Here is a 25,954-nt window from a genome sequence, read left to right as displayed (position 1 = left end):
TTACGGTTTCGTGTTGACAGGGGAGTTCTTGGCCGTTGCGCCTTCCACCTTTCCCTTGCCCTTTTCTTTCTGCACTTTTGTTTCTGTCCTCTGGTGCTCCATCGCATCAACTTGCGCCGCAAGAGATGCGATCCGCTGCGCCGTCTTGTTCAACGACTCAACCGGTTTGAACACCGGTTCGACCTGGACCTCCGGCTTCTTACAGCAATCATGGGGATGCGGAGTCGTCACCGGAAGGATAGCCCAAAAGACCAGCGACAGGACCACGCCAACCCCCGCCAATGAGGCCAGCAACAACCCCTGATCGGTCGGCACACGCATCAAATCCCAGCGAGTCACGAGTCCTTGATAATTTTCAGACGCTGGACGAGCGTTTTCCGCCATGCGTCGAATGATTTGTCCAAGGATGGAAATCCCGATGATCGCCAAGACGATCAGGACTGCCGACGAGATGGATCCCCAGATTGTGAGTTCGAGACCGATTCGTTCCGCGATCGGAAGGCCGGTGTCGAAGAGATGTCGCATGCTGTCCATTTCAGCCATGGAGTGCGATGCCGTAATCGCGATCTCCGTGACACGGCTGACGATCCACCAGAGGAGCGGAAGAAAGAACGTTCCAATGATCGCTGCTCTCCACCAGATCGCAAAACCAAGCCCATCGTCGGGTGGCTCTTTCCGAAGTCGTTCCAAGAAGAACGTTCGCCCAACCAGGCCCAGCGCCCAGATGTCGACGGGGATGGACATTCCGAGTATGAGCGGCAAACCGACCCCTTCACCAAACTGCGTCTCAAAGACGGCCATGATGATGGGAGCGGCGAAGACGGTGACGGGACTGGCAAACAGCATTAAAAAGGCAAGACCGAACCGTCCTTCGAAATGCACCAATCCCATCGTCATGGCAAGGACCGCAAACACCGCCTTAATGGGAATGCCCGTCCAGCAGGCCGGCCACAGAATACCGAACCCTATCTTCGTCGGAGACATCGATTCGCGTTCTTCCGCCATAACCAACCTACTCAAAGGATCAGTCCAGGAACGCTCGGTTAATCACCGATGCAACCGTGAACAAGACAATCACCACCATGATCGCAATCCAACTGATGAGGGCGACCGGTCGCTTGAAAATATTCCGCTCGGGATCTTTGTCGATGAACGGGAGCGCGACGAGCAATGCCATGAAGACGGCCGGCAACACCACGGCACCGAGAAATTGACCGGACTCACCGGCGAACAGTTTCAATCTGAGCAGCTGAAAATAGAATAGAAAATACCATTCCGGCTCGGGATGGTAGTCCCCTGGATCCGGCGCCGCCTCATCCAATAAGACGACCGGCTCCCAGAGGGCCAAGGCGCAAATCCCTACGAAGACAAACGCCATCCCGACCATGTCTTTCCAAATTTGACGGGGAAAGAAATAGTCGGTTTTCGCTTTGATCTCCTCCACCGTACCGGTGAAGGGTCCTGCGGGGGCGGCGACACGAAACAGGAACAGATGCAATCCGGCCAAGGCCATGAGTGCCGCCGGGAGAATCATCACATGGAGGACGAAAAATCGGCTTAAGGTCATCTGCCCGGGGGTCGGGCCACCCTTCAGAAATCGGGCTATAAAATCACCGACAATGGGAGTCTTATCCAAGATTTCGACACCCACGGTCGTTGCCCAGAACGCCCGTTGGTCCCAGGGCAAGAGGTAGCCTGTAAAACCGAAGGTGATCACAACACCAAACAGCGCGAGTCCGACAAGCCACAGCAATTCTCGCGGCTTCTTGTACGCCCCCCAGAGAAAGACCTGAGACATATGGGCCACCACGCAGACGACCATGGCGCTGGATCCCCAAAAATGGTAGCCCAGAATGAACCACCCATAATCGACATCGTGAATGATATATTGCGTACTGGCGTAGGCATGGTCGGCTGTCGGCACGTAATAGAACATGAGCAACATGCCGGTCAGTGCCTGCATGGCAAAGATGAACAACAAGATGGAGCCGAACACGTAGGCCCAACGAGAGCCGCCGGGAATCGGCTCATTGAGCATCTTGGCTTGCATCTCCTTGAGCCCGACCCGCTCGTCAAGGAACGCCACGAGCTTTTCGATGGCGCTGGGCTGATGATCAGGAATTACCGTCGATGATGATTGCTTGCTATCCATGCCGCCAGTTTTCAAATGATCCGGATTTGTGATTTTGTACCGGCCTTGAATTCCATGTCGATGATCTCCACGTCCCCAGCTGCAGAAACCCTCACGGGTAATGCGTCAAGGCCACGTGGGGCCGGGCCGTCAAGCACTTTCCCTGCTGCGTCGTAGATACTGAGGTGGCAAGGGCAGAGAAACACTTGTCCGAGCGTTTTGTGCTGTCGCCACTTGAATGCGCATCCCAAATGGGGGCACTTGCCGGAGAACGCCACATAGGGAATGTCTCGCTTGTTGGCCCAGATCGTTTTCCCCTTGGCATCTCGAAACTCCATGTCCTTGTCGTTGTAAACTTTCTCGAGAAGCTCGGGGGTCGCTCGGAGGATCCAGACGTTTTTATCGATTTCGCTCTCCGGCATATAAACTTCTTTGACCTTTTTCTTGTACTTGAACTGCACTCCGACATCATCCTGCTTGATCTTGCTGACATTCCCCACGTTCAGCCAGTCGTTGTCGAAATCCGCATACATCGGCTTCATCAGATAGCGGAGAATTGGATAGGCAATGGGGAGGCCGACCAAGAACCCAATGACATGCGTGAAATTCATGAAAAAGGTGCGGCGCTTGACGCTTTTTTCCAGATCAGGCAAGGGGACCAACACCTCGCCTGGCGTCACATGGATGTTGTCCTCGAGGTGGGAGATCTCCACTTCATGCGTGGTGACATAATCTTCCCGCTTGAAGGGAGGCAAGGCCAGAATATCGGTTGACGGCGCGCGCAACTGCACGACGTCGTCCGTCACGGCCTGGACATGACCCATGGCGACTTGTCGCTCACCGCTCCCATTCATAGACACCACGATATGGCTGATCTCGTGGGAAAGCGGATCGAGCACGACTTTCGTGACTTCGCCGATGTCGAGGTCGGTGCACCGGACCTTGGATTTCAACTTCGGTTGCAGCATCATTTTTTCTTGATCGGCTTCGGGGTATTCACCGAGGTGTTCTTGAAGGTACCCAACCAGGCAGCCAGGGCCTGCATTTCTTTGGGCTCCATGAGGTCCTTAAACTTGTCCGGCATGATGCCCTTTTGCCATTCCTTCTCATACCCCTCAGCCATGATGCTCTTGGGGTCGTAGATTTTCTGTTGAATCTCCTCGACCGTCAAGAACGAGCCGATGTTATCCAATTCAGGACCTCGTTTCTTCCCGCCCTCACCCCTCAACTTGTGGCAGTTGTAGCATTCTTGCAATTGCCACTGCTCCTCGCCCACCTTCATGAAATCCCCACCCCCTCCAGCAGACGTGGCTGCTGTCGAAGAAGGCTTCTCCCCGGCCGGAGGCGCCGGTGATGCAGATGCAGCCTGACCTCCCCCCAATCCCTTGAGGCGCTCTTCCAGGGCTTTGACCTGCTCATCGAGTGCCTTGGCCCGAGCGATCAATTCCTCAGCCTTGCCCTTCTGCGAGGCAGCCCGTTCCTTTCCCAAAAGCTTGTCGATTTTGGCCCGTTCGTCTTCGGGATTAAACTGCGGCAACAGGGAAGCGCCCGCGATGCAGGCCGTAATCAGCAGGACCCAGAACGCGGTGACCGCAAAGACGGACTTCCCGCCGCTCATTATTCCGATCGGCTGCGCGTCAAGCATCACAAAGACAACAGCCCCGATCAGCGCGAAGATAAAGAACAACTTTTGGAAATCGAACGGTACCTCCTGCGAGTGCGTGATACCCACAAGTGCGCCACCGACCACAAGCCCGATTGTTAGCTTCTTGAACACATTGTCCTCATACGAATTCCAATTGGCTCACCAAATGCTTCACGCTGTGATTATTTGGCCCCGACCGGGACCGGACTCCCCTCAGGCTCTCGCACCCTCGAAACTGAAGGCCGAAGAGCTACTAGGGCAGCCACACTGACGATGGCAATAAAGAACACGGTAATCGCCGTGATCCACCAGGCCGAATAGGAGAGCGTCGGAGTAAAAGACTCCGCACTGAGGTCCGAGACCAGACTATAGGTGTGGAAATATTTTTTGAGCAGGGACCGGACCGCCCCCATCAACCCCATCGTCCATGTGGAGATGAACGCCAAGAAAATCAGAACAAACTGGGACACGAAATCGATTTTCCCCCAGAGGATCGTGCCCTGCTTGATGGTTCTGTTATACAAGACGTAATTGACGACCGTCACGAACACCAACGTCAAGATCGCAGAAAGCTTTGCCGGCATCGATGCCAGAAAATCCCACCCTTCCGGCAATTTCAGCTCATCGGGCATATCGGTGCCGGTGGCCACGAACCCACCGGGTGTAAGCCAGACCGCGTCGCTCACGAGCATGACGATAAAGCCGACCTTGATGACGGTCCGTGCGGAGACGGTCTTCGGAACGAACCGGCTCAATAAGAAGGGCGACAACGTTAAGGGCAGAAGGAACACCAACGACATTGGATCCGGAATCCAATATTTATTCATGACCCACATCGTGACGGGTAGCAAGACCACCAAGACAATGGGAGCCAGAATCGTCATCCGAACATTTTCGGCCCCTTCAATTCGCTTGACGCTGAGCCAACTGTAATAGTTGATGGCCAAGAACAGCAACCCGATCATCATGCCCTGCATTTCAAAAAACATGGAGAGCTGATCGGCCATCATATATGGGCAGAATGAAAAATCGTAATCGCACATTTCATAGGCCAACAAAAGTCCCGTGAACGGCTGCAAGAGCGACCCACCCACGGCGATCCAGATGGCGGCGAACCCCATCCAATCGTAGTAGGCTCGCTCCTCCTGCGACTTCGCCCCCATGTACATGTAGGCGGCGATCATCCCGGCGATAAACCCACCGAATGCCACATTCCCATCGATTCGGTGGAGGCTCAGAGGGAACCAACTTTGGTTCGCAATCTTGTCCCACAAGGTTGCCGCCGCGATGAAATCCTGCGGCGAAACTCCTTCGGCCTTCGGCGGTGTATTCATGAACGACGTGGGACCGTTGATGACAAATAGGATGAGCAGACAGACAAGATTCAAGAGCACGCCGAGAGCAATGTGACGCCCCTTCCTTTCACCCTTCCACACATCCCAGGTGTAGAGGTAGGCATACATCAAAATCGTCTCGGCGATAAACAGCGCCGGATACATGACCGCGAACACCATATAAAACTGATTAATGAATGAGGTCGTGAATTGTGGGTAGGCGGCAAGAAGGACAAAAATAAACAAGCCGCCCGTCACAGCCGTCATACTAAAGAGAATGACCGTAACCTTGGTGATCTCTTTAGCCAGGCGATCATACCGAGGGTCCTGCTTGCGGTAACCCAACCATTCTGAAATGACGACGAAGATCGGTGCACCGAGGATAAACGCGGCAAATAAAATATGGAGTTGAGCGACGACCCATACAGCCGTCCGATTGCCTGTATACGGAAGCTCCACCGAAGACGCCCCAACCTCCTGAGCGCAGACACCGGTGGCTGCCGCGCACAGGGAGAACAACACAATGAGAGCCATGAGACCGCTCGACAGTTTTTTCACGATGCCTCGATGCCCCCCTACTTTAAGAACTTGGTCAAGGATCTTGCTTTCATACTTACTCGAATTTCCACAGGATATTTTTCTCTACATTAATGGGTCTCGGCCACCACCCGACCAGAGCGCCTGAAGCCCCTGAGAGCGCTAAGATCTCGCCATTACAGGTCAAGCTCCATGCGATTGCCGCAACCCTACTTCATACGACCTTATCGACCGGCTAGAGTATCCCAGAGTCCCCAAGCCTTACCGCTAGGAGAATCCCCTGGTAGCCCGCAAAAAACCCGACACATGGTTGACGGCCTCAAATCGCATACAAAAGGCTCACCTTATGATTCCACAAGAGGAAAGGCCGGAAGGCGCGAAGCATCCTGCCACCGACAACCTTACCCTACAGTCACTTAATGACGGCCTCGGCCCATTGCTTCATTTCTTCATTCCATGTCTTCCCAGCCAGTCCAAAATTCCGCTCATAGAGCACGAGCTTCCATCGATCCTCTTCTGAGAGCTTGCTCTTCCACCCTTTCATCTTGGTATTCGGCACTCCTTCGGAAATACGCCAAAACCAGACAGAGTCCGAATACAGCTTCATGCGCTCAGGGTTTCTGAAATCAGTGGCGCCTGCCTTCACGGGCTTCCCGTCTTTCCCGTGACAACTGGCACAGTTTACGTCGGGATTCGTCTCACCGATGAAGAGCTTGCGTCCCTCTTCCAGCTTCTGAGCATCCGCCCACCAATCTGCCGGCATATGCTTCTCGGCATATTCAGCAGGAGCCGGCGGTGGCGGCACAATCGGCCCCTCTCCACCCTGGTCTCCGCAACTCGCCAATAGTCCCGCGCTCATGATGAATACAGCGCGAATCGAGCCTGCCTGTATGTTCATTACGTCCATCACGCTGTCATTAAGAGAGATTCTCGTCCGGGCGGCAACGCGATCGAGAAACGGACCGACAAGCAAAAAAAAACGCTTTTGCAGAGCTATCACCTGCCCCTGCAAGAGCGTCGAAATTACAGTCGCCCATTCAGCTTGTATCACGGGCCCTCGCCGACCTAATCAACCGATTCGGCGAGATACCTTGTAGCCCCAAGGACCGTCATCGGCGATCATGATTTTTTCTTTCCCTGGGATTTCGCCTTGATCCGTTCCGGCTTCCGCTGAGAACGGACAAACTTCATCCCGAAAATACCGCAGGCTGTGGCAAAGACCGCCCCACTGCTCCACCAAATCCAAGCGGGAGGCCCACTCGCCTCACAGCCAGTTCCAAAGTCAACCCGAATCTTTCGTTCGCTCTCTAGATCTTTCGGATCAAATTGAATCTTAAGGTTTTGCCGTTCACCTCTCGCCTCTACCAGAAGGGGATCGTCAAGATTGTCGTTGTGCAGATGAAACATCGCTTTGTAGTAACCATCTCCATCCGTCCGAACAACCTGACCGTATGAAATCCTGGTGTCCTTGACGAGAACGTCTGTATTCGGAAGTCCCTTCCCATTTTGATCGCAAACATACCCCTCCACCATGAAACGATGATCCGCTTCATGCGTGGCTTGAGCCAGGGGTGGAAACGCAACATTCATGACGAAACAGCAAGCTAGGAAAAACAGTCCGCCTGGAATTCTGCTCCCAAGCTTCAAACTAGATCGCTGACTCGTCGTTTGCTCCTTCGAGGTCGTGCTCGCTCAGTACAACGAGCACTCTACATTCGGGCACAGGTTTCTAGCACAGCACTCAAATCTTTGTCAACGAAACGGCTGGCCCTTCAATCCGGACGTAGAGCCGTTTGGTTTTCGACGACGGTCGCAGGGCGGGCTGAGACTGAGGAATGCGTGGCACGAGGAACCGGCCTCACGATCGGTGAGGGGACGTTTAAAAGTTGAAGCGCATAGCCTTGGCCCATGTGATGGAAAGCTGATTTCTTCCGCGAAAGTATCGGGATCAACCGAAGAAGAATGGAGAAGAACTTAGAGATAGCCCTTCGTACGCGCAGCCGCCTCAATCTTTGCAGCTTCTGCTCGACGCTCGGAGTCTTTCTTCGAGACCCAAGCCTCCCACGACTTGCCGTTCGCAGTGTCTTGGCCGGTAAACGCGATGCTCTCGATGGATCGGTAGGAAATGCGCTGAGGACTCGGCTGATCGACGGGAAACAATTCGAGGTAAGGATCGTCGCCTGCCGCTTGACGATTGAAGAGATATCCGGCCACCGACTCGCCTGATCCTAACGTCAAGGTCACATCCCCACGATAGTCGAACGCGAGCTCGACGGCTTCCATTGTTTCCGCCGCAGAGGCTGGTTTGAACACTCGCCCTTCAAGAGAACCGAGATTGGTCAACCTGTGGTTTTTGGTGTCAGTCATGGGGGAGGCCGGTAACCGTAAATCGTTATTCGTGAAACGAAAAAAGTTGCGAGGATTGCGGTTAACGTTGAACGATTAACGAGATGTAGGCATCAGCGTCAGCTTGGCAGTCCGTGCAAATCCCGACACGGTACTAAACGTATCCTCAACAGCCGAGGCCTCATAGCCGCAATGGACCATGCAATCGGCGCATTTCTCGTTTCGGCCCGTTCCATAGTTTTCCCACTCCGTCGACTCCATGAGTTCCCGGAATGTTTTTGTATATCCCTCTTGCAGCAGATAGCAGGGCTTCTGCCATCCAAACACGTTGTAGGTCGGATTGCCCCAAGGAGTGCATTGGTATTCACGTCGACCCATGAGAAAATCCAAGAACAGCGGGGATTGATTGAACTGCCAACCAGCCTTGGGGCGAGCAAGAATCTTGGAGAAGAGCTCCTGAGTCCGCGCTCGCTTCAAGAAATGTTGCTGATCGGGAGCCTTTTGATAACTATACCCCGGGGAGATGGTCATACCTTCAACACCCAGCGCCATCATGTCATCGAAAAATTTTCTGACCCGCTCCGGGTTCGCGTCGTCGAACAAGGTGGTGTTGGTCGTCACCCGATGGCCTCGTTTGAGCGCCGCTTTGATGGCCTTGACCGCCACGTCATAGACTCCGTCGCGACAGACCGCCAAATCGTGCTCGTCCTTAAGCCCGTCCATATGGACGCTGAAGGTCAGGTACTTGGATGGTTTGTACTCTTCCAACTTCCGCTCCAAGAGAATAGCATTCGTACAGAGATAGATGTATTTTTTTCGATCCACTAGCCCCTGTACGATCTGGGCGATTTCAGGATGGATAAGCGGTTCTCCTCCCGGAATGCTCACCATCGGCGCCCCGCATTCCTCGGCCGCTGTCCAGCACTGCTCGGGGGTCAACCGCTTATCGAGCACATGGTCGGGATACTGAATCTTCCCGCAACCGGCGCAAGCCAGGTTGCACCGAAAGAGCGGCTCAAGCATCAGAACCAAGGGATATCGCTTCACTCCCTTCAGCTTCTGTGAGAGCACATACTTCGCCACGGTATACATCTGGGAAATCGGAACAGCCATTCCGTTCTCCTAATTCGCTCTGTGTTTTTTTGCGACCCTTACCTGTATGGACAACGGCGAGACACAGCCGTGCTGGAGGCGCAAGAACTTTGGGATTCTAGCATCCTGCTCAGAGCGCGTCAATTTCGAAAGAGTAAGTCAAAGCAAGAGTGGTGTGCGTCTACTTGTCCCCGTATCAGGTTTTCTGCTACCGTCAGCCCGACCGAATTCCCAGCGTTCCCATCCCTGAGGTGGGTATGAGACGTATTCCGCTCCTCTGCAGCCATCCTTTCTTGTCTACCACCTGTTCAAACGTCGATGGACAATCATTCAGATTCTGGTGTGCGATACCCTCAGGTCAACCAGGCCAGGGGGAGCACATCCTCGTCGAGGAATATTCAGGCCATCAACCTCTTAACGGAAGGGAGAGCCCATGATGATCAGGAAGAGCTTGGTGCTGGGAACCGCATTACTACTTTTTTTTACGTCTGTTGTCTATGTGGGAGTATCGTCCGGCGCCAAGGATGCCGGGGGCATTCCTGCTGAGAAGGTGGCGGATATGTTATATGCCGTGATCCAGTCAAACCGCACGTTTTATGCGGAGCATGTTGTAGAGCGGATGCAAGCGAAAGGCGCTGCGGTTGCGTCAGAGAATTGGCGCTCTGAAAAAAGTTTGCCCCTTCCAGCCCAATTTCTACAGGAAACCGCTCGCCTATCGGTCAATTCGAAGGCTAAAGTCGGCTATAAGCTCATCAGTCTCTGGCCCATCAACAAGCAGAACGGGCCAAAATCCGAATCTGAGCAAAGGGGCCTGATGTCAACCCAACAGAACCCGAATCGTCCGTACACCGAAGTGGTCATGAACGGACCGGACTCGTATCTTATGGCCATCTATGCCGACAGGGCTGTTTCGCAAGCTTGCATCGGATGCCACAACGCGCATCAGGATAGTCCGAGGCACGATTTCAAGCAGAATGACGTGATGGGCGCCATCATGATCATGGTCCCGCTGAACCTTTAGAGTAGAGCGTCCCGTTTCTCGATATTCCCCCTTGTCCTGAGCCATCCGATTGGCTCAGGACAGGTCTGTCGAAAAGGTTTAGTACGAACAGGTCGGTTCGGGCTCGCTGACAGGCCGGCAGCCGAGCTAGCCCAACTTCCGCAGTTCGGTCACCTCGGAGTCTTTTTTCGCCCTCTGCGTTCGCGCAACCCCGCGACAGACTTAAGACCACCTACGTGAAACCACGATGTAGTGCCGACCAACCCCATTGACGTGAACGGGGCGCTCAGTCCATATGGAACGCAGGATGTATCTGCGCCATACGACACGCCGCAAGGATGGCAAGATTCATACGTATTGGCGGTTGGTCCGCTCGGTGCGGATGGGCCGCCGGGTCGTCCAGCAAACGGTGGCACAGTTGGGCGAATTGGATGCCCAAGGCTGTGCCCGTGCGAGAGCGCTGGCTCAGGTGCTCGTCGGAGGGGTCACACAACCGGATCTGTTCACACCGGAGACGGCGGAGGAAACGGTCGTTCCGGTCCGGCTGGATCAGGTGCGGCTGGAACGCAACCGCCGCTTCGGCGATGTGTGGCTGGGCTGGACGCTGTGGCGCGCCTTGCGGTTGGACACCGCGTTGGCGGCGCTGCTGCCAGCGGGCCGGGAAGCGTCAAGGGTCACGATGCCCCAGTTATGGTCCTCGAAAATTGTGTGAACCCCGAGTGAGTTGTCGTTGACGCTTCCGACCGGCACAAGTCCGGCTGGAGTTTCTGCTCGCCGGTGCCGGCTGACCTGGATGTTGATGGTGATCGCGTGGTGGAGCTGCCCCCGATCCGCTGGATCGCAGTGGTGGCCCGACCCGGGAGCTGTTCGCGTTGGACTATGATCTGCTTGTCAAGCCCCGCAATAATCCCCAGATACTGGTCAATGAATTCATCCCCACCCTCTCACCGAAGGAGGGATGTGATGGAACTTGACGATAGCAAGGAGACAACGATCATACCGTCCCAGGTAGACCACACTCGGGAGGTATGTATGGTGGATCAAGAGCGGTGGGCGGAGATTCGACGGTTGCGTCATGAAGAGCGGGGATCCATTTCAGGGATTGCGCGGCGGTTGGACCTGGATCGGAAGACCGTGCGGCGCAGTCTGCAGCAGACGACGTGGCAACCCTATCGCCGAGCGGCGATGACGGAGACGCTGCTGACCGCCCATGCCGACTTTGTGCGGACCCGTGCGTCGCAGGTTAATTATTCGGCGCGGATTCTCTATCAGGAACTGCGAGCGAGCCACGAGTACATCGGCAGTTATGAGACGGTGAAGCGAGGGGTGGCGCCGCTGCGTGAGGGTCAGCTGCAGGCGGAGCGGGCCCTCCTCCGCTTTGAGACACCGCCGGGCCAGCAGAGTCAGATTGATTGGGGCCAAGCCACCGTGCCCTTCCGCGCCGGCCCGACGGTGGTGCACGTGTTCGTGTTGACGTTGGGGTTCAGCCGACGTGGGTTCTATTACGCCTGTGCCGATGAGCGGCTGGCGCAGTTTCTCGAGGCCCATGAACGGGCTTTTGCGCATTTCGGTGGCCACACGCGAGAGCATCTGTATGACCGACCGCGAACCGTCTGTTATGCGGATGAGACGGGGCGGCGGCTCTGGAATCCCACCTTCAAAGCCTTCGCCGACTATTGGGGCTTTGAGCCGCGCGTGTGTCGGCCCTATCGGGCCCAGACCAAGGGTAAGGTCGAATCCGGCGTGAAATATCTGAAACGGAACTTTCTGCCGGGACGAACGTTTGTCGATCTGGTGGACTTTCAAACCCAACTTGACGAATGGACCGCGACAATTGCCGACCGCCGCATCCATGGCACGACGCATGAGGAGCCACTCGTCCGGTTTGCGCGAGAACGCAACCACCTGGTCCCGCTGGCGGACCAGCGCGCCTTCCAGCAGGAGGCGCGCGTCTCACGGATCGTGGCCGAGGACTATTTGGTCAGCCTGGCGACGAACCGCTACTCCGTGCCCTTCCGGCTCATTGGTCAGCGGGTTGAAGTGCAACGACGGGGGACACGGTCCACATCTTTCACCGTGACCAAGAGATCGCGACGCACCCGGTGCTCCCGGGCCAGCACCAATTCCGAATCCAGCCCGAGCACGGCCCTGGAGCCAGTGCGCGTCTCGCCCGCCACCGTCGGTCCACGGTGAGCGATCGGTCCCCTCGCCCCGATGCCTTGCCGGAGGTCGAAGTGCGGGATCTGGCCTGGTACGAGGCGGTGTGTGAGCGCACGGCGTCGCAGGAGGGGCGGCCATGAACGCGGCGCAACTGGAACGGCTCCGTGACCAACTCACGCGCCTACGGCTCTTGAAGAGTCGGGAGCGGTGGCTGGAGGCCCTCTTACAAGAAGCGGCCGTCAAGGAGCTGCCCTATGCCGACTTCCTCGACCAGGTGCTCGGCGAAGAAGTCGCGTCCAAGACCGCGAAGAACATTGCGATGCGGACGAGTTTGGCGCGATTTCCATTCGTCAAGAGTCTGGAGGTCTTCGACTTCAGCTACCAGTTCGTTGGATAAGAAGCAGATTCAGCAGGTGGCGACCTGCCACTTCATCGAGCACGGCGAGAATGTCGTGATCTTGCGATAGGGTGGCCGCCCGGTGTGGGCAAAAGTCACCTGGCCATCGGGCTAGGGCTGCAAGCCATTGCCCAGGGCTATCGGGTGTTGTTCACGACAGCCGCCGCCATGATCGCTACGCTGACTCGGGCGCTCACGGAGAATCGGCTGGAGGACAAGCTGAAGCTCTATACCATTCCCCGGTTGCTGATCATTGATGAGATCGGCTATCTGCCCATTGACCGCACCGGGGCCAACTTGTTCTTTCAGCTCATCTCACGCCGCTATGAGAAGGGGCCGATGATTTTGACCAGTAACCAGAGTTTCGGGGCTTGGGGCGAGGTGTTTGGCGACCGGGTGCTGGCGACTGCGATCCTGGATCGGGTGCTCCACCACGCGATCACCATCAACATCCGGGGCCATTCCTACCGGCTGAAGGAGAAACTCAAAGCCGGACTTGTGCGGGTCGAAGAAGCGTCAACGACAACCTAACGGGGTGGGGAATTTTCGATGACCATAACTGGGGCAATTTTCTGCTGCTCGATGACGTGACGAGCACCTACTTCGAAGGGCCGGCGGCCGCGAATCCGTTAGCACACCGGGGCTACAGCCGGGATCATCGGCCCGACTGCAAGCAAGTCTGCATCGCCTTGGTGGTCACGCGGGAGGGGCTGCCCCTGGGCTATGAGGTCTTCGCCGGCAACCGCACCGACGTGACGACGGTCGAGGAGATCGTGGGGACGATGGAAGCTCGCTATGGGCTCGCGCAGCGGATCTGGGTGATGGATCGGGGCATGACGAGCGAAGAGAATCTGGCCTGGCTGCGGGCCAGCGGGCGCCGGTATCTGCTCGGGACGCCCAAGAGTGAGTTGCGCAAGTGGGCCCGGGCGCTGACCGACGAGCGCGACTGGACGACGGTGCGGGAGGGCGTGGACGCGAAGACCTGCCTCGGGCCCGAGGGCGCCGAAACGTTCCTGCTGGTCCGATCCGTCGAGCGGCGCGAGAAGGAGCGGGCGATGCACACGCGCTTCGGGCAGCGCATTGAGAGCGGGGTGGCCCGTTTGGCCCGACGACTCAGTCGGGCGCGCCGTCCCCTGGAGCGGGGCCCCATCGAGCGACAGATCGGCCGACTCCTCGCGCACAATCCCCGTGCCGCCGGGCGGTACGTGATCGACGTGGTGGCAGACCCGACCACCGCGTCGGGTCTTCGGGTGACGTGGACCAGCCGGCCGGAATGGGACGACTGGGCTCGCGTCAGCGACGGCTGCTATGTGCTCCGCACCAACATTCCGGACTGGAGTCCGGAGGACTTGTGGCGCACCTATGTCCAACTCGCCGACGCCGAAGCCGCCTTCCGGATTCAGAAAAGCGACTTGGCCCTGCGTCCCATCTGGCATCAACGAGCGGATCGGGTCCAGGCTCACATTCTGGTGTGCTTCTTGGCCTATGTGCTGTGGAAGACCCTGGAACAGTGGCAACAGCGGGCTGGGCTGGGCCACAGTCCGCGCACGATCTTAGAAGAACTCCGGACCATTCCGAGCACCGATGTGGTGTTGCCGAGGACGGATGGCGGGAGGTCCGGCTGCGCTGCGTGGTGCGGCCGGATCACGCCCAGGCCGCCTTGCTCGACCGGTTGGGCCTGGACTTGCCACACCGATTGCGGCTGACGCCGCCACTTGCGATGGCCACCCCGGTGTAGTGCCGACTTTTTGCACAACCCATTGAAATCCCTCACTCTGACATCGCGAACTGCGGAAGTTGGGCTAGCCGGAAGGTTATGATCATTCGCTCTAATCAGATGCAACAAAGGCGAGCTAGCCCAACCGATGTCATCTGGTTGCCGACAAGGAGATAAAAACGGATTACATGATTACAGCAAGGCCCCAAACATCAGATGAGATTTATAAAGCATTAGTTTTTAAAATGTTTATGGGCACGTGGCGTGCTTCACTCTGCAATATACGAGAATCACGGCGAATGCCTCTTTAGTGAGGTCTTTCCACCTGCCAGGATAGTAGCCCTCACTCTCACTCCTGTATTACGGTGTTCTCACTGTTCAGATTTTTTACGAGAGGAGCGAGCATGCCTGCAGGACTCCTATCAAAAATTGGGATCGATTGTATGCTTTCAACGGGACACGACGGTTTGAGGGGCGATGGTTGTGTGTATGAATTATCGTCTTCTCATCCGGTCATCCTAAATCCTGAAAAGCTACGGCCTGGAGATTATGTCAAACTCCGCCTGTGGTTTCCCGAGGACAACGCGTATAGCGCGATCGAACTGGCGGAGGTTCAGTGGGTCAAGAATGAGTGGATCAAGCTCGACCTGCTTCTTGTTTCACCGACGGACCAAGCGCGGCTCCGGCAGTTCGTGGGGTCCGCAGAAAACCCCTTGCCGGCATCAGCGAAGGTGGACGGACAAATCATGATTCGCGCGTGACAGTAACTCCAACGTTCAGCGGCCGTCAGACTAGGACAACTACGAGCTTGTCATGAGCAAGAGCATTTGATGGAATAATACCTGGGTGAAGGTAGCTGCTCGCGGATGCCCACCTGCGAGCAGTAAGAGATTTCTTCTCCCTCCAGAAGAAATCTACCTTCACCTAGTTTTTTGCCTCTCCCGGTGACGACTATGGTGCAGCCACGATCGATCAGTCCTCTTTGGCTCAATATGAGCATACATTCACGGTATTTCCGTCGCACCGGGGATAGGCCTATTCTGATACCGGACCGATCACAAAATAGCGAACGGATTGGGGGTTGATAATGGACAAACAACTCAACCGACTGGGACCTGTACGACAGAACCTTCCTGGAAAAGCGTGCCCCTTCTGTGGGGGAAAGACCTACCAACTTGTCCTTCGAGTTTCCGGGACACCTGACGACTCGAGCCTATTCGTTCGTTGTCGCCAATGCGGTCACCCACGAAGCCTGGACACGGACTTCAAGAGCGTCCTATGGATCTGAGTTCGAGCAGTTTGGGCTAACGAAATCGGAGGTGACCGTATGCCGCTTCGTCAACTGCGATCGTACATCGAGGGCACTCGGCAAAAGCGGAAGGCCCTTCACATGCTGGCCCTCAGCGGTGTCGTACGACCAAGCCATGTCGAACTTCGCTATGCGATCCCGCTTCTGAACAATGAAGATGAATCTAGCTCATGTCAGAAAAACCCTATAACTGCAGTCCAATCGGCGAACCTCCTGCAAAAATTCTTCGAGCTGATGACCTGGCCTGCAAGGAATGATCGATCACCCTGGCAACCCCCTATCCCGCAACAACCGCCTCAGACTCCGTAGAAGTGTCCCTACGTGCGTCCGTCCGTTCATCATCTTTTGACACCCCTGTCTGTCGATGAAATGGGACGAGTTGCTCCTGAAACCGCCGGCAGCACGAGGCCTATCGAAAACCGTTTGGAGATCAGGTGTCGTATTGAGCTGAAGCAGCACTCCTCTCTTGTACGTTTCCCCTAGGCTGAGGTATGATGCCGCTTCGTCGGTGACTCCCGCCCTGGCGACACTTTCCGCCGTGGATGCGGCGTGATCCTTTTAACGATGACGTGGAGAGGTGGCCGAGTGGCCGAAGGCAACGGTTTGCTAAACCGTCGTAGGGACAAAATCTCTACCGAGGGTTCAAATCCCTCCCTCTCCGCCACCGCCATCAGCTCGTATTTACGCGAAGCATAGAATCTCGCCTCGCTGATCGGTACCTTTTTCGGTGAGATTTCTGTTGTGAGATCGGAAAGCCTATCGTATTCTTACGCACCACATTTGCCCACACCTCATCACAAGAAAGGACCACTACTCCATGAGATCTCGTCTATTATGTTTTGCCATAGGGTTTTTCCTTCTCACAACCCCGCTATCGGCTGCCTCACTAGATCCGGTAAATGATGATCAGAAAACCTTGTATGCACTTGGGTTGGCCATCAGCCAATCGTTGGGGACCTTTGCCTTAAGCGAGACCGAGCTCGACATGGTCAAAAACGGCATCACCGACGGCGTACTGAAGCGCCCTCAAAAAGTTGATCTCCAAACATTTGGGCCCAAGATTCAGCAGCTGCAACAGTCTCGAGTAGCTGTCGCAGCTGAGGGTGAGAAGAAAGCAGGCGCTGCATTCACGGCAAAAGCGGCTTCGGAAAAGGGAGCAACGAAGACGGAGTCAGGGATCGTCATCACCACCATCAAGCCCGGCACCGGAGCCACACCAAAGGCAACGGATACGGTCAAGGTTCATTACCATGGTACCTTGACCGATGGGACGGTATTTGACAGTTCCATTAAGCGAGGGGAGCCGGCGACATTTCCGCTGAATAAAGTCATTAAGTGTTGGACAGAGGGGGTTCAACAGATAAAAGTCGGAGGGAAAAGCCGGCTGGTCTGTCCCTCCAATCTGGCCTATGGCGACGGCGGGTCGCCGCCGACCATCAAACCGGGAGCCACCTTGGTCTTTGAAGTCGAGTTACTCGACATCGTCACCAACTGACCACTTCGCTGTGCCGCCTCTTCGCAGAGGCGGCAAGCTCTTCAATCCTCCGACACCTGCCGAACCCAATAACGACCGCTGTTCCAATGAATCTGGATGAATCTGGTAGTGAACCTCCTGTGAGCGAGAAGACCTTCACGAATCGCGAAGCCAGCGCACCACCTTCACCTCTACGTTGGCTGATTCTGGGGCTTCTCTTTGCCATCAGTGTCGTCACGTACATCGATCGCGTCAACATTTCGGTCACCGCACGGCAGATGATGCCGGCGTTGGGGCTTACTGAGCAGGAGATGGGATTTATCTTCTCCGCCTTCGTCATCGGGTATGCCTTGTTCCAGATTCCCGGGGGGTGGCTCGGTGATCGATGGGGCATCCGCGTCGTCCTCATGATCGCACTGATCTGGTGGTCCTGCTTTACCGCCTGGACGGCGATTGCCGCCACTTCTTTCCTGGCCGCGCCGATCGGAATCGTCGGCGCACTGGTCCTTGTCAGATTTCTTCTCGGTGTTGGCGAGGCAGCGGCATTGCCGACCTTTAATCGCGCAGTCACCGACTGGCTTCCCGCTCATGAACGCGGTCTTGGCATCGGCATCGCTATCGGCGGAATCGGGATCGGTGCAGCGATTACCCCGCCGGTAACGGCCTGGATCATGGTCAACTACGGTTGGCAGTCCGCCTTTTACCTCTCGAGCGGGATAGGATTCGCCCTCGCAGTCATTTGGTGGTTCTTGGCCGCCGATCGTCCATCCCTTCACCCATGGCACACTCATGGCAAAGCAGCCTCGTCCACGACTCCAACCGCTCCAATGCATCCTTCAACCCCGTGGGCTATCCTACGAAGGACACCGAGCGTTTGGTGGCTGATGCTGAGTTACGGATGCTTGGGCTATGTCGCCTATGTCTATATGTCTTGGTTCTATCTCTATCTCGTCAATGAGCGCGGCTTCAATGTTCTACGAGGTGGATTGTTTGCTGCCGCCCCGTTTCTTACGATTCTCGTGTCCTGTCCTCTGGGCGGATGGGTCACTGATCGATTGGCCATGCGGCATGGCATCACCAAGGGACGCCGGATCGTGGGTATGATAGGTATGGGGCTGGCCAGCGGCTCCATCGCCTTCGGTGCCGCCGTAGAATCTCCCTATCTCGCCCTCGCCAGCTTATCACTGGGTGCCGGGTGGCTCTACTTCACAGTCGGCGCATATTGGTCCTCGGCGAGCGATCTCTCATCGACCCATGCCGGAAGTCTCTCAGGTCTCATGAATATGGGTGCCAATCTCGGCGGGGCGATTTCTCCGACACTCACGCCGTGGCTCGCCCAACAGTGGGGTTGGGGAGCTTCTCTCGGCCTCGCTGCCTTCATTTCTCTTCTGGGTGGAATCATGTGGTTACGCATCCGGCCTGGAGACGGACTCGCAAAAGACGGTGTTGAGTGCTGAGACGTGAGTGTTGAGCAGTACTCTCAGGACTCAGCACTGTTGGAAGACCTTGCCACTCCGATCATCGCCTTGCTACATTCATGACGATGGCACTTGAGTTTCGAAAGAAAGATCCCCGCGTCACGATCTCCACGAGATTCGGTGAGATCAAGATTCGATTCTACTCCGACGCAGCGCCTCGGCATGTGGAGAACCTTATCAATCTCGTCAAAATGGGGTTCTATGACGGCACGACGTTCCATCGGGTGGTGCCTGGGTTCATCATTCAGGGCGGCGATCCATTGAGCAAGACTCCCGACCGCATACTCCACGGTACGGGTGGACCAGGGTACTTTCTTTCGCCCGAACCGAACGACCATCCACACAAGCGCGGCGCAGTATCCATGGCAAAAATGCCCCGTGAGAGCAACAGTACGCGCGACTTCAATGACAACGGCTCACAATTTTTTATCTGCGTGGGAGAGAACGGCGGGTTAGATCGGCGCTATTCCGTGTTTGGAGAGGTCTTTCGTGGGATCGAGGTTGTCGACAAGATTGTCGCGGTCCCGCGCGACGAGCGAGACAACCCCCTCGATCCGATCAGGATCATGATGACCGTGAAGGAGTAGGCGCTCAGGCGTCGGTGAGGCACTCCTATGGATGGAGCGACCAATCATTTGACGGGTGCCATCCTCTCGGCAACAGATCCCGAATCCATCCGGTCGGCAGGAAGGATCATCAAAACAGGTGGACTCGTTGCGTTTCCAACCGAAACGGTCTACGGACTCGGTTGCGATGCGATGAATGCCGATGCAGCAGCGAAGGTCTTCGAAGCCAAGCGACGTCCTCAGTTCGACCCGCTCATCGTCCACATCGCTGATCTCAGCCAGTTGGATACTGTGATCACCTCCCTGCCTCCCAAAGGTCACAGACTCATAGATAAGTTTTGGCCCGGCCCCCTGACTTTGGTCTTGCCGAAGCAATCGATCGTTCCAGATCTCGTCACCGCCGGACTCCCGACGGTTGCAGTCAGAATGCCGAATCATCCAGTGGCACAGGCGTTGATTCGGGAAGCAGGTACCCCAATCGCCGGTCCCAGCGCCAACCCCTTTGGCTATGTGAGCCCCACGAGCGCTCAACATGTTGCTGAAGGACTTGGAAGCAACGCGGATCTCATACTCGACGGCGGACCCTGTCCTGTTGGGATCGAATCGACGATCGTTTCACTGGTAGGAGCACAGCCGGAATTGCTGCGTCCAGGCAGCATCACCATCGAACAACTCAGCAGTGTCATCGGTTCTATTCGCCGATCGCCGTCCGTGAACCAAAAGCCGATCGCACCAGGCCAATTATCACGTCACTACGCAACGCAAACCCCGGTCACCATCATGGCATCGGCCGGGGCTAGACCGGTCCTTAAAGCTGACGAACGGGCCGGCTTGCTGGTTTTCTCACAAGCGAGTCGGAGAGACAGTCGCTTTGCCGCTGTTGAAGTGCTATCTGCTGCGGGCGATCTGAGGGAAGCTGCGCGACACCTGTTTGCAGCACTCCGGAGGCTGGACTCCCTCGGTCTGGATAGGATCTATACGGAACCGTGCAACGAGGAAGGGCTCGGAGTCGCGATCATGGATCGCCTCCGCCGTTGTGCCGAACAATGATCGTAACAGGCCCTTAAATTTCGTCATCCACTTGAGGATCGTTCGCTTGCAAATGAATTCACCTGTTACTTGGCCTTGCTCCCCTCACCGCCCAGCACGACATGGAACGTCAGATCAACATCGACTCGGCGCACTTTGACCGACACTTCCTGGCCAGGGGTTGTCCGCTCGATGAGGAAATTCTTCAATTGGGCTGCATCAAGAATCTCCGTATCCTCGATGGCCAACAAAATATCGTGTTTCTGAATACCTGCAGATCTTGCCGGTTCCGCGACGTCCTTCACGGCAACACGCAACTTCGTGCCGTCTTTTATCGAAGTCATGTGGACCCCGAGTCTGGAGAAGGCAAGAGGCTTACCTAAAAGAGCTGCGTTAATGATGCGCTCCGCAAGGGTTCCTGGAACGACAAAGGTCAGGCGACTGCAGTGAGCCTGGGTCTCTTCTTGATCGGTTTGGATCACGGCATGCACGATGCCGACAATTTCTCCTTGGGGGTTGAACAACCCACCTCCTGAATTTCCACTGCAGGTCGAAAGATCGGCCTGAATGAGACGGGTATCGACGGTTTGCAGAAATGTATTGGTATTTCCGATTTTCCCAAAGGCCATGGTCGGCCCCCAACCAAGCGGATAACCGATTGTGAAGACTTCCATCCCGGATGATGCCTCGGCCGAGGCAAAGGACGTCCCTGCCTGCAATTTCGAACGATGCTGTTCGACCACTCGGTACAAGACAACATCCATGAACGTACTCTCGCCCACGAGATCGGCGGGAAGTTCGTGGAGATCATTCGTGAGCAGGCGAATCTGTTTCTGAACGATGGTACCCGTCGAGAGTTCGTGTTTCTCTGCGGTATGTCTCGCGGTAATCACATAGCCTTCGCGCAAATGAAATCCTGTTCCTCGGATAATCACCTTTCCGGCTTTCTCCGGCATTCGTTGATCCTGTGTGTCTGCTAGGATGCCCACCGTCACCTGCCTTGCTCGAAGAAGCGTGTCCTGGCTAAGCGGTGTTGGTTCCGCATGGAGCGGGAGGGTGAGCATTATCGTGACGATCCACACACAGGACACGGAAGGGCGCAGATAGTGAGAGGTGAATAGGTGATCCGTTCTCATTCCCTGCTCCTTTCCATAGCCATGTACGGATCAGGGCCGCATACTATCCGTTTTGAAGGATGTCGAATGACTCAGAACGTCCTGATCCTCAGCCCTAACTATTGTAAGCTACAGATGTCCGCTTTATAGTGCAACGAGATCCGGACTCGTCATGAATCTCTCGGACAAGTCGTTCCGCCTCCTTTGTGTATTGGCTATGATCACATTTGCGCTCGTAGTCACCATGGGAAGACCCTCCATCGGAGAGGCCGGCTCAAAGCCATCACCAGAACTAGCCCGTCATTTAACAGGAATCGTGAGGTTGGCCAGATCATCGCCGATGATCACCATCCCTGCTGGTACGTTTTTGCTCGGAAGCAACCGAGTCGACAACGAACCCTATGGCAACCGGACCCAGTTCGACGATACGGAACTGCCCCAACATCGAGTCTGGCTGGATGCCTATGAGATGGATCGAGATGAAGTGAGCCTCGGAGAATACGTGACCTTTCTGCAGCAACAGAAGTTTCATCCCTCGGGCGAACTGCAAAAACTCCTCTGGCACGTCATCACCGTCCATTCCATCTCCGACCAGACCTTGACCCGCTGGCCTGCGCTCTATGTCACATGGGCAGAAGCGAACGATCTATGCGCGGCAAAGCACGCCAGACTACCGACCGAGGCCGAATGGGAAAAGGCGGCGCGGGGGCCTGAAGGGATTTCCTACCCATGGGGTGAAGCGATTCCCAGCTCCACACTCGCGATGTTCGGGCAACATCATGTCCATGAGATTCCTATTCTTGCAGCAGTCGATTCCTATGAGGAAGGTAAGAGTCCCTATGGCTTGCACCATATGGCGGGCAACATTGCCGAATGGGTACAGGATTGGTTCGGGTTCGACTACTATGCGTACATGCCGGAACGCAATCCGCCAGGCCCAACCACCGGGCGCTACAAGAGTGTTCGGGGTGGCTCTTGGAAAAGCCACCGCGTCATGCTTCGAACGGCAACCAGAGGCGGTGCCCCTCCAGACCAACGTGCTGCGACAATCGGCTTCCGGTGCGCGCGATCATTGATCTCTAACTCCCCTTAACCTAACGGAGTCCCCTCGATATCACGTAGTCGAGAGATTCCCGGTTCAGCGTTTCATCGGTGTGCTGGCCGCGCAACGAAATCCTGTGGACTCATTTCGGACCGTTGGATCGCTCTCGACACGAGTAAAGATGCGGACCGTGGGCGTCTCGTTTTGCCAACCCGCGCCCCTGATCACTTTCTTCGTGCCTGTGTCCGGACCTTTCGGATTCTTTTTCGGGCTCTTCTCATAATATCGAGCATCGTACCAGTCATCGACCCATTCCCAAACATTGCCGGCCATGTCATACAGACCGTACGGGCTCTTGCCCGCCTCATAACTTCCGACCGGCATGAGAGTCTTCTCCCCGATCCACGGTTGGTTGTAGTTAAGATGTTTGGAGGTCGGTTCAACGTTCCCCCAAGGGAATCGCCTATCGGACGTCCCCTTGGCCGCCTTTTCCCATTCGGCTTCGGTGGGGAGTCGTTTACCCGCCCATCTACAGTAGGCTTCGGCATCAAACCAATCAACATTGATCACTGGTCGATCGGTCAACGAATCGGTGATGCTCTCCCCTTGCCAAAGGTTTCTTGTCGGATTTCTTGGATTCTGTGGAACGCGATGTCCTGTGGACTTCACGAATTCCAAATACCGGCCGTTTGTGACTTCAAATTTATCGATCGCAAATGTATCGACGAACACGTCATGACGTGGATATTCATCGCGTCCTCCGTCACGGGCTCCAGCCGGCACACCCATCGGGAACGAGCCGGCCGGGACCACAATCATCGGCGCGCCGTCTTGACTCGTCGGCGGCTCGATCGGATCGTGCCCCGGTGGCTCATTTGCGAACAGAAAAGAGGCGTTGAGCCAGAAGCCCAACAGCGCCAACACAGCAAGGACTCGAATGGCCATGGACACAACTCCTTCTACAGGAACAGCACTGGTTCATCGAACCATCGCATAGGGAACGACTCCGGTTCAACGACATCGATGAACGTAGCGGCGCAACGGTACGTCCCTAGCCTAGTTGTTCGGGAGCACAACCTTCAACAGCGCTCCTCCGGCCGTTGCCCGAACTGCATCATCCTCGTCGTGCAGACTCTGTTTGAGGAGGGGGATCGCATCCACCCCATCAATCTTTGCCATTGACTTGACCGCCGCAATCCTCACTCGAGGCACCGTATCCTGAACCAGCAGCATCGAGGCCGATCGTGCCGGCTCTCGATTCGATTCTCCGGCATGCCCCAAGGCTCGTGCCACGGCAGCGCGAACGGCCGGCTCATTCGTGTTCCTGAGAGCCTGCACAGGGCCGGCTACCATCTCATAGCGTTCACCCTGCTCCAGCAACGCGCCGATGACGAAGGCTCTGACTGCCGGGTCACGATCATCGAGAGCCCTATTCAGAGGCGCGCGTACATCAAATCCGCGCAGCTGCCCCAGGCTGACGGCTGCAGCGATCCGCACTGGTGGGAGGGGGTCTCTCAGCAGTCTGGTCAGAACAGTGACTGCTTCGGCAGTAGGCACATGGACCAACCCTGTGGCGGCAGCCCCCCGTACCGATGGCTGCTTGTCTTCACTCGACTCGATGAGAATCGGCAAAACTTCTGTCGACCGCCGATCAACCAGGGCACGAATCGCCGAGGCCCGCCCATCTGGATTTGGTGCCTTCGCATACTGAAAGAGCAGTTCACAGCCCCTGGGTCGTTTGAAATTACAGAGCACCTCGGCGGCTGCGACTCGCACCCGTATCTCGGAATCACTCAGTAGGGGCTCGACGAGCGGGATGACGGAAGGATCACCGGACGTTGCAAAACCCTTGAGTACCGCCACCTTCACCAACGCCGCCTGATCGTCCAAGGCCTGCCGGAATCGGGACGAACGGCGTCCCTCGTCCAGCTTCGCAAGCCCTTCAGCCGCTAAGGCTCGGACAAGACCGGATCCGTCGCTGAGCCCATCTTCCAAGAATGGAATCGACTCAGGACTGTGCCATTCCTTGAGGGCAGTATAGGCCGCACCACGCATTTGCTCGCGCATATCCTTCGTCAGGACAAGAACAAATCCGAGTGAGACCTCACGAAGGATCGACGGATCCTCATGCTTCAAGACCTGCACAAGCTCGTCATAGTTTGTAAGGGCATTCTTCGGGTTGCCCAGTCTCAGAAGTGTGCGAATCTTGAGTCGACGAACATCCACTACGCCCAACGTCTGAGAATCGAGATTGTCCAGCCCTTCAAGAGCCTTCTGATACTCCTTCTTGTCATAGAGTGCCTGAACCTGCTGAATCTGCGATGCCGTTCCGCCAAACGCAGGCCCAGCCAGAGAAATACAGCAGGCAAGGGCAACCAAGACAATCGCACGTTGACGCATGTTCAGCGGATTCATCCTCTACCCTTCGCGCCGCCGGCCGGTTGCACTCATGCCTGTGTGATCGTATTTATCTGTTACCCGTTTGACGGACGTGCCGGAGAATTCCGGCTCATGGGATGGGCGGTTGTCGCATTTCAGACTTGATCCGGGTATCTATTGAAACAACGCCGAGGAAGCCGAGAGATACGGATCGGCAAGGCCGCTTCACAGTAGAGAAGTGCATGACTATCAATGTTGACGTTCGACGAACGGCTGGATGTCAACAGGGTACCCTAACGACTCAGGGGCGAACCGAGGGCTATCCATGACCTTATACGCGGTTCGATTCCCCTTGGGAGCGGGTAGCGACAGTTGCTCACGCAACTTTCCATCCGGTTGCACCACAACCGTCCTTGTCGTTCCAGGTCCTGTCTGCGGGTGCCATACCACCAACTGATAGGTGCCGGGAGGAATGCCGGTGATCGAGAACTTCCCCTCGGCATCTGTCAGCGCATAGTAGGGATTGTTCACGGCCATGGCCCAGCTCTCCATGTAGGCATGGAAGCCACATTGCATGTAGAACGTACGTCGCCCCTTGTTCAAATAAATCGGCCCGACCAACGATGCACCTGGAGCATGGTCGTGCGTTGCATGGATATCCCCTCGACGATGCTGGTGATTCATGACTAACGGGCTATTGAACAAGACTCGCGCACCCGCTTCCAGCGACGTCTCATAGCCCTGAATATCGTGCATCACGGGATCCATATTGATGACCTCGACCGCATGCCCATTACGGACAATGGTCATGAACGGCTGGAACATGCAGTCGCGGGCTTCGATCAACGGGACAGAAACATCAAACGGTTTTCCAGCTTCGACCCCTTCCAGGAGCACAATGGCATCCTTCAGTCCTCCCTGATGACCGACAACAAAGTCATGCAGCAAGCGCCACCCGCTGCCATTGGAGATCCGGCCGCAATAGGCGGGATCCGGAAACGTGATCAGACTGAACGCCTTCGGGTCCGGCACCGGTCCATCGAGCGTCACCGTCCCTTCGATGGTTCCTCCCTGCCGTACCGTTACCACATCATACGCGCTTGCCGGCGTGAGTGCTGGAATGGCTACAGCAAAGACAAGGGCTGCGGTCAAGCCGGACATGCAGGCGACTCTACTCACAGGCCATGCTCCTATTCCACCGAA

At 56.1% G+C, this 25,954-nt stretch carries 23 protein-coding genes, 1 tRNA gene and 1 pseudogene; 12 read left to right on the top strand and 13 right to left on the bottom strand.

Annotated elements, in window-relative coordinates:
• The 9 genes from P0119_15070 to hpnH form a co-directional block, all read right to left on the bottom strand.
• Positions 1-1,005 carry a hypothetical protein gene (locus P0119_15070; protein MDF0667378.1) on the bottom strand — a complete coding sequence of 335 codons (1,005 nt, stop codon included), beginning with the start codon at positions 1,003-1,005 and terminating at the stop codon, positions 1-3.
• Positions 1,006-1,024: 19 nt separating this feature from the next.
• Positions 1,025-2,152 carry a cytochrome bc complex cytochrome b subunit gene (locus tag P0119_15065; protein MDF0667377.1) on the bottom strand — a complete coding sequence of 376 codons (1,128 nt, stop codon included), beginning with the start codon at positions 2,150-2,152 and terminating at the stop codon, positions 1,025-1,027.
• Positions 2,153-2,163: 11 nt separating this feature from the next.
• On the bottom strand, positions 2,164-3,102 hold the full coding sequence (locus P0119_15060; protein ID MDF0667376.1) for a ubiquinol-cytochrome c reductase iron-sulfur subunit: 939 nt from the start codon (positions 3,100-3,102) through the stop codon (positions 2,164-2,166).
• The gene (locus P0119_15055; GenBank protein MDF0667375.1) at positions 3,099-3,908 is read right to left on the bottom strand and encodes a c-type cytochrome; all 810 of its coding nucleotides are present in this window, start codon (positions 3,906-3,908) and stop codon (positions 3,099-3,101) included. The genes P0119_15060 and P0119_15055 overlap by 4 nt, the downstream gene beginning before the upstream one ends.
• 50 nt (positions 3,909-3,958) lie before the next feature.
• Positions 3,959-5,668 carry a cytochrome ubiquinol oxidase subunit I gene (locus P0119_15050; GenBank protein ID MDF0667374.1) on the bottom strand — a complete coding sequence of 570 codons (1,710 nt, stop codon included), beginning with the start codon at positions 5,666-5,668 and terminating at the stop codon, positions 3,959-3,961.
• A 391-nt stretch (positions 5,669-6,059) separates the two neighbouring features.
• The gene (locus tag P0119_15045) at positions 6,060-6,545 is read right to left on the bottom strand and encodes a c-type cytochrome (GenBank protein MDF0667373.1); all 486 of its coding nucleotides are present in this window, start codon (positions 6,543-6,545) and stop codon (positions 6,060-6,062) included.
• A gap of 221 nt (positions 6,546-6,766) precedes the next feature.
• Positions 6,767-7,237 carry a carboxypeptidase-like regulatory domain-containing protein gene (locus tag P0119_15040; protein MDF0667372.1) on the bottom strand — a complete coding sequence of 157 codons (471 nt, stop codon included), beginning with the start codon at positions 7,235-7,237 and terminating at the stop codon, positions 6,767-6,769.
• A 384-nt stretch (positions 7,238-7,621) separates the two neighbouring features.
• Positions 7,622-8,014, bottom strand: a complete 393-nt coding sequence (locus P0119_15035; GenBank protein ID MDF0667371.1) for a hypothetical protein — start codon at positions 8,012-8,014, stop codon at positions 7,622-7,624.
• 75 nt (positions 8,015-8,089) lie between these two features.
• The gene (hpnH, locus tag P0119_15030) at positions 8,090-9,106 is read right to left on the bottom strand and encodes an adenosyl-hopene transferase HpnH (protein MDF0667370.1); all 1,017 of its coding nucleotides are present in this window, start codon (positions 9,104-9,106) and stop codon (positions 8,090-8,092) included.
• Between the two features lie 412 nt (positions 9,107-9,518).
• Between hpnH and P0119_15025 the strand changes: the two genes are divergently transcribed.
• From P0119_15025 to P0119_14975, 11 genes and pseudogenes are all read left to right on the top strand, one after another.
• Positions 9,519-10,106, top strand: coding sequence for a DUF3365 domain-containing protein (locus P0119_15025; GenBank protein MDF0667369.1), 588 nt, complete (start codon positions 9,519-9,521; stop codon positions 10,104-10,106).
• A 274-nt stretch (positions 10,107-10,380) separates the two neighbouring features.
• A complete protein-coding gene (locus tag P0119_15020; protein ID MDF0667368.1) occupies positions 10,381-10,797 on the top strand; it encodes a hypothetical protein in 417 nt (138 codons plus the stop codon).
• A gap of 320 nt (positions 10,798-11,117) precedes the next feature.
• Complete coding sequence (gene istA, locus P0119_15015; protein MDF0667367.1) at positions 11,118-12,278, top strand: IS21 family transposase; 1,161 nt, start codon at positions 11,118-11,120, stop codon at positions 12,276-12,278.
• 103 nt (positions 12,279-12,381) lie between these two features.
• Positions 12,382-13,173, top strand: a pseudogene (istB, locus tag P0119_15010) (IS21-like element helper ATPase IstB).
• An 11-nt stretch (positions 13,174-13,184) separates the two neighbouring features.
• Positions 13,185-14,348, top strand: coding sequence for an IS1634 family transposase (locus P0119_15005; GenBank protein ID MDF0667366.1), 1,164 nt, complete (start codon positions 13,185-13,187; stop codon positions 14,346-14,348).
• A 454-nt stretch (positions 14,349-14,802) separates the two neighbouring features.
• Positions 14,803-15,120 (top strand): hypothetical protein, encoded by a 318-nt coding sequence (locus P0119_15000; protein MDF0667365.1) that lies wholly within the window; start codon positions 14,803-14,805, stop codon positions 15,118-15,120.
• A 1,119-nt stretch (positions 15,121-16,239) separates the two neighbouring features.
• Positions 16,240-16,332 (top strand) — tRNA-Ser (locus P0119_14995).
• Between the two features lie 153 nt (positions 16,333-16,485).
• The gene (locus P0119_14990) at positions 16,486-17,163 is read left to right on the top strand and encodes an FKBP-type peptidyl-prolyl cis-trans isomerase (protein MDF0667364.1); all 678 of its coding nucleotides are present in this window, start codon (positions 16,486-16,488) and stop codon (positions 17,161-17,163) included.
• Positions 17,164-17,282: 119 nt separating this feature from the next.
• Positions 17,283-18,599 (top strand): MFS transporter, encoded by a 1,317-nt coding sequence (locus tag P0119_14985; GenBank protein MDF0667363.1) that lies wholly within the window; start codon positions 17,283-17,285, stop codon positions 18,597-18,599.
• An 80-nt stretch (positions 18,600-18,679) separates the two neighbouring features.
• Positions 18,680-19,207, top strand: a complete 528-nt coding sequence (locus P0119_14980; protein ID MDF0667362.1) for a peptidylprolyl isomerase — start codon at positions 18,680-18,682, stop codon at positions 19,205-19,207.
• Positions 19,208-19,234: 27 nt separating this feature from the next.
• On the top strand, positions 19,235-20,236 hold the full coding sequence (locus tag P0119_14975; GenBank protein MDF0667361.1) for an L-threonylcarbamoyladenylate synthase: 1,002 nt from the start codon (positions 19,235-19,237) through the stop codon (positions 20,234-20,236).
• A gap of 65 nt (positions 20,237-20,301) precedes the next feature.
• On the opposite strand, the gene P0119_14970 is transcribed toward P0119_14975, so the two are convergent.
• Positions 20,302-21,351, bottom strand: coding sequence for a S1C family serine protease (locus P0119_14970; protein MDF0667360.1), 1,050 nt, complete (start codon positions 21,349-21,351; stop codon positions 20,302-20,304).
• 301 nt (positions 21,352-21,652) lie between these two features.
• Between P0119_14970 and P0119_14965 the strand changes: the two genes are divergently transcribed.
• A complete protein-coding gene (locus P0119_14965; protein MDF0667359.1) occupies positions 21,653-22,423 on the top strand; it encodes a formylglycine-generating enzyme family protein in 771 nt (256 codons plus the stop codon).
• Between the two features lie 45 nt (positions 22,424-22,468).
• Here P0119_14965 and P0119_14960 read toward each other — a convergent pair whose 3' ends face one another.
• The 3 genes from P0119_14960 to P0119_14950 all read right to left on the bottom strand — a co-directional run bounded on the left by P0119_14960 (position 22,469) and on the right by P0119_14950 (position 25,930).
• Positions 22,469-23,317 carry an SUMF1/EgtB/PvdO family nonheme iron enzyme gene (locus P0119_14960; GenBank protein ID MDF0667358.1) on the bottom strand — a complete coding sequence of 283 codons (849 nt, stop codon included), beginning with the start codon at positions 23,315-23,317 and terminating at the stop codon, positions 22,469-22,471.
• Positions 23,318-23,428: 111 nt separating this feature from the next.
• Positions 23,429-24,787: a HEAT repeat domain-containing protein gene (locus tag P0119_14955; GenBank protein ID MDF0667357.1), complete on the bottom strand. Its 1,359-nt coding sequence runs from the start codon at positions 24,785-24,787 to the stop codon at positions 23,429-23,431.
• A 213-nt stretch (positions 24,788-25,000) separates the two neighbouring features.
• Positions 25,001-25,930: a carboxypeptidase-like regulatory domain-containing protein gene (locus tag P0119_14950; protein MDF0667356.1), complete on the bottom strand. Its 930-nt coding sequence runs from the start codon at positions 25,928-25,930 to the stop codon at positions 25,001-25,003.
• Positions 25,931-25,954: the final 24 nt, after the last annotated feature.

It is taken from the genome of Nitrospira sp., from assembly GCA_029194665.1.
Lineage (GTDB): Bacteria > Nitrospirota > Nitrospiria > Nitrospirales > Nitrospiraceae > Nitrospira_D.
Note: the sequence above shows the minus strand (reverse complement) of the source record. Positions and strands in the feature narration are given on the sequence as shown.